This is a genomic window from Mycobacterium sp. NAZ190054 (assembly GCF_001545925.1).
Classification (GTDB): domain Bacteria; phylum Actinomycetota; class Actinomycetes; order Mycobacteriales; family Mycobacteriaceae; genus Mycobacterium.
In genome coordinates, this window is the sequence record NZ_LMVQ01000295.1 from 1 (window position 1) to 4504 (window position 4504).

General features: G+C 72.0%; 3 protein-coding genes and 3 pseudogenes. All 6 read left to right on the top strand.

The window, feature by feature from the left end; translation table 11 throughout:
* Window positions 1–198: pseudogene (locus ASJ79_RS34155) on the top strand (aspartate aminotransferase family protein); the annotation flags it as partial.
* A 4-nt stretch (window positions 199–202) separates the two neighbouring features.
* Window positions 203–1270: pseudogene (egtA, locus tag ASJ79_RS19360) on the top strand (ergothioneine biosynthesis glutamate--cysteine ligase EgtA); the annotation flags it as partial.
* A 7-nt stretch (window positions 1271–1277) separates the two neighbouring features.
* Window positions 1278–2567: an ergothioneine biosynthesis protein EgtB gene (gene egtB, locus ASJ79_RS19365; RefSeq protein WP_067958636.1), complete on the top strand. Its 1290-nt coding sequence runs from the start codon at window positions 1278–1280 to the stop codon at window positions 2565–2567.
* The gene (gene egtC / locus ASJ79_RS19370; protein WP_067958644.1) at window positions 2560–3249 is read left to right on the top strand and encodes an ergothioneine biosynthesis protein EgtC; all 690 of its coding nucleotides are present in this window, start codon (window positions 2560–2562) and stop codon (window positions 3247–3249) included. The genes egtB and egtC overlap by 8 nt, the downstream gene beginning before the upstream one ends.
* Window positions 3249–4223 carry an L-histidine N(alpha)-methyltransferase gene (egtD, locus tag ASJ79_RS19375; protein ID WP_067958646.1) on the top strand — a complete coding sequence of 325 codons (975 nt, stop codon included), beginning with the start codon at window positions 3249–3251 and terminating at the stop codon, window positions 4221–4223. The genes egtC and egtD overlap by 1 nt, the downstream gene beginning before the upstream one ends.
* Window positions 4220–4504, top strand: a pseudogene (locus ASJ79_RS34160) (hypothetical protein); the annotation flags it as partial. The gene egtD and the pseudogene ASJ79_RS34160, both read left to right, overlap by 4 nt.

Below are 4504 nucleotides of genomic sequence, written 5' to 3' on the forward strand. Positions count from 1 at the left end.
AGTGTGGCGCATCAGATTCCGCGCGCGGGCAACATGTTCAGCGTGTTCTTCGGCGGCGAGCCGGTCACCGACTTCGCCACCGCGAGGGCCACCGAGACGTGGCGCTTCCCCGCGTCGAGCAGTGCGTGGAAGAACGCGGGGATCTACCCGCCGCCGAGCGCCTACGAAACCTGGTTCGTCTCAACGGCTCTCGACGATCGACGCGCTGCCGCCGCTGCCCGGCGGCAGCGTCGTCACCGTCGAGCCCGGCGGCGCGGTGGAACTGTCGGGTCCCCCGCTGCCCGACGTGACGACCGCGGTGGCGGCCATGAACTCGGACCGTGCGGTGCTGCGCGCCGCGTTCGCGCGGGCCGGGTTCGGACTGGTACTGCTCGGCGCGGACCCGCTGCGCCCGGCCCTGCGGGTCAATCCGGGAGGCCGCTATGCGGCCATGGAGGCCTTCTTCCGGGCGAGCGGCACCGCCGCCGCGGGAGCGGCGATGATGACGTCGACGGCCTCGGTGCAGGTCAATCTCGAGGCCGGGCCGCGGCGAGGATGGGCGGATCGGGTGCGGCTGGCCCACGCGCTGGGCCCCACGATGATCGCGATCGCCGGGAACTCGCCGATCCTCGGTGGTGACTTCACCGGCTGGCAGTCGACCCGGCAACTGGTGTGGAGCCGGCTGGACTCGGCCCGGTGCGGGCCCATCCTCGGGGCCGGCGCCGAGGACCCCGCCAGCGACTGGGCCCGCTACGCGCTGCGGGCACCGGTCATGCTGGTGCACAATCCGGAACCGGTGGCGGTCACGCAGTGGGTGCCGTTCGCGGACTGGGCCGACGGGCGGGTGCCGCTCGGCGGCCGCAGGCCGACGGTGGCCGATCTCGACTATCACCTGACCACGCTGTTCCCGCCGGTGCGCCCGCGCGGCTTCCTCGAGGTGCGCTACCTCGACAGCGTTCCCGACGCGGTGTGGCCCGCGGTGGTGTTCATGCTGACCGTCCTTCTCGACGACCCGGTCGCCGCGGCCGTCGCCGCCGAGGCCACCGAACCGGTGGCCACCGCGTGGGACCGCGCCGCCCAGCTGGGCCTGCAGGACCGCAGGTTGCGGCGCGCCGCCCTCCGTTGCGTGCATGCCGCCGCCGAGCGTGCGCCCACCCCGCTCGAGGAATCGATGGCCAGGCTCGTACGTTCGGTGGAGCAGGGTTGCTGCCCGGCGGACGATTTCGCCGACCGGGTGGTCGCCCACGGGATCGCACCAGCGGTCACCGCACTGGCACAAGGGGAGTCGTAGGACAGTCGTGACGACACGCGAGGCACTTGCCGGCGAGCTGACCAGCGCCAGGGACCGCACGTTGCGGCTGGTCGACTTCGACGACGCCGAACTGCGGCGCCAGTACGATCCGCTGATGAGCCCGCTGGTGTGGGACCTCGCCCACATCGGTCAGCAGGAGGAGTTGTGGCTGCTGCGCGGCGGCGACCCGGACCGTCCGGGCCTGCTCGCCCCGCCGGTGAACGACCTCTACGACGCGTTCGTGCACTCCCGCGCCAGCCGCGTCGATCTGCCCTTGCTGCCGCCGACGGACGCGCGCAGCTACTGCGCCACGGTGCGCGGCAAGGTGCTCGACGTGCTGGACACACTGCCCGACGACCACCCCGACGCCTTCTCGTTCGCGCTGGTGGTCAGCCACGAGAACCAGCACGACGAGACCATGTTGCAGGCCCTGAATCTGCGTTCGGGTGCGCCGCTGCTCGACCGGGGCGCGCCGCTGCCGCCGGGGCGTCCCGGGGTGGCGGGCACGTCGGTGCTGGTTCCGGCCGGCGAGTTCGTGCTCGGCGTGGACGCGGTGGCCGAGCCGTACTCGCTGGACAACGAGCGCCCCGCCCACACCGTCGAGGTGCCGGCCTTCCGCATCGGCCGCGTCCCGGTCACCAACGCCCAGTGGCAGCAGTTCATCGACGACGGTGGCTACCACCAGCGCCGGTGGTGGTCGGAGGCGGGCTGGGCACACCGTCGGCAGGCCGGGCTGACCGCGCCGCTGTTCTGGCACGGGGACGGCAGCCGTACCCGGTTCGGACACGTCGAGGACATCCCGGCCGACGAACCCGTCCAGCACGTCACCTACTACGAGGCCGAGGCGTACGCGGCGTGGGCCGGGGCCCGCCTGCCCACCGAAGTCGAGTGGGAGAAGGCCTGCGCGTGGGACCCCGCGACCGGCTCCCGGCGTCGCTACCCGTGGGGCGCGACCGAGCCCACCGTCGGCGTCGCGAACCTGGGTGGGGATGCGCTGCGTCCAGCACCCGTCGGCGCGTACCCGCGCAGCGCGTCGGCCTACGGCGCCGAGCAGATGCTCGGCGACGTGTGGGAGTGGACCACCTCGCCGCTGCGGCCGTGGCCGGGCTTCACGCCGATGATCTACGAGCGGTATTCGCAACCGTTCTTCGACGGCACCGCATCGGGGGAGTACCGGGTGTTGCGCGGCGGTTCCTGGGCGGTGTCACCGAACATCCTGCGCCCCAGCTTCCGTAACTGGGACCACCCGATCCGCAGGCAGATCTTCTCCGGCGTGCGGTTGGCGTGGGATGTGTAGACACCTGGCCTGGCTGGGCGATCCGGTCTCGGTCGCGTCGCTCGTGCTCGACCCCGCGTCGAGCCTGTTGGTGCAGTCGTATTCGCCGCGGCGACAGAAACACGGGCTGATGAACGCCGACGGCTGGGGGGTCGGGTTCTTCGACGGCCCGGTGGCCCGGCGCTGGCGCAGCGCCGCACCCTTGTGGGGCGACGCGTCGTTCGCGTCCGTCGCCCCCGTCCTGCGCAGCGGCTGCATCGTGGCGGCGGTGCGGTCGGCCAGCGTCGGCATGCCGATCGAGGCCTCGGCGTCGGCGCCGTTCACCGACGGCACCTGGCTGCTGTCCCACAACGGGCTCGTCGACCGGACGGTGCTGCCGGCGTCCCCGCGCGCGGAGTCCACCAACGACAGCGCCCTGCTCGCCGCGCTGATCTTCGACCGCGGCATGGACGCCCTCGGCGACACCATCACCGGCGTGGCCGCCGACGACCCGAATGCCCGGCTGAACATCCTGGCCGGCAACGGTTCCCGGCTGCTGGCCACCACCTGGGGCGACACCCTGTCGGTGCTGCGCCGCGCCGACGGCGTGGTGGTCGCCAGCGAACCCTACGACGACGACCCCGCCTGGCAGGAGGTCCCGGATCGCCACCTCGTCGAGGTCGAGGGGACGCGCGTCCACCTGACACCGTTGAAAGGATCGTGATGTCTTCTCCTTCCCTGTCGATCACCAACCATCTCGCGGCCGACGCCGCCGCGGAGGCGTTGCGGCGCGATGTGCGCAACGGGCTGACGCGGTATCCGAAGACCCTGCCGCCCAAATGGTTCTACGACTCGGTGGGCAGCGAGCTGTTCGATCAGATCACCCGGCTGCCGGAGTACTACCCGACCCGCGCGGAAGCGCAGATCCTGCGCACCCGCGCCGGCGAGATCGCCGAGGTCTCCGGAGCCGACACGCTCGTCGAGCTCGGCAGCGGGACCTCCGAGAAGACACGGATACTGCTCGACGCGCTGCGGGACCGGGGGGCGCTGCGCCGCTTCATCCCGTTCGACGTGGACGCCTCGGTGCTCAAGGAGGCGGGCGCGGCGATCCAGGCGGAGTACCCGGGTGTCGACGTCGACGCCGTCTGCGGGGACTTCGAGGAGCATCTGGGCAAGATCCCGGCCGTGGGCCGGCGCCTGGTCGCGTTCCTCGGTTCGACGATCGGCAACCTGACCCCCGGTCCGCGCGCGGAGTTCCTGGCCTCGGTGGCCGCGCTCATGCGCCCCGGCGACACCCTGCTGCTCGGCACCGACCTGGTCAAGGACGTCGGCAGGCTCGTCCGGGCGTACGACGACAGTGCCGGTGTGACAGCACGTTTCAACCGCAACGTGCTCGCGGTGGTGAACCGCGAGCTGGGCGCGGACTTCGACCTCGACGCGTTCGAGCACGTCGCCCGGTGGAACGACGGCGAGGAACGCATCGAGATGTGGCTGCGCTCGACCCGCGCACAGCGGGTGCGCATCGCCGCGCTCGACCTGGAGGTCGACTTCGCCGACGGTGAGCAGATGCTGACCGAGGTGTCGTGCAAGTTCCGGACGTCCGGCGTGGACCGGGAACTCGCCGCCGCCGGGTTACGCCGAACCCACTGGTGGACAGACGAAGCCGGAGATTTCGGCCTGTCCCTCGCGGTCAAATGAGCCTCGCCGAGGACTGGCGCGCGGCGCGACCGCCCGTGGCGGGCGTGCACGTCGACAGCGCCGCCTGTTCCCGCCAGAGCCTGGCCGTGATCGAGGCCGCGGCCCAGCACGCCCGGCACGAGGCAGAGGTCGGCGGCTACGTCGCCGCCGAGGCCGCCGCGCAGCGCGAAGAACGCCGCCACCAGGATCCCGATCTGGACCGCTTCGATCAGGTCGAAGCACACGGTGACCGCAGCGGTGAGGAGGAACGTCACGGCATCGGAGCGGGTCGACGACAGGAT

What these genes read in the sequence shown, in the direction of transcription:
- egtC (WP_067958644.1), top strand. Translation starts at nt 2,560, where the DNA reads ATGTGTAGACACCTGGCCTGGCTGGGCGATCCGGTCTCGGTCGCGTCG.
- egtD (WP_067958646.1), top strand. Translation starts at nt 3,249, where the DNA reads ATGTCTTCTCCTTCCCTGTCGATCACCAACCATCTCGCGGCCGACGCC.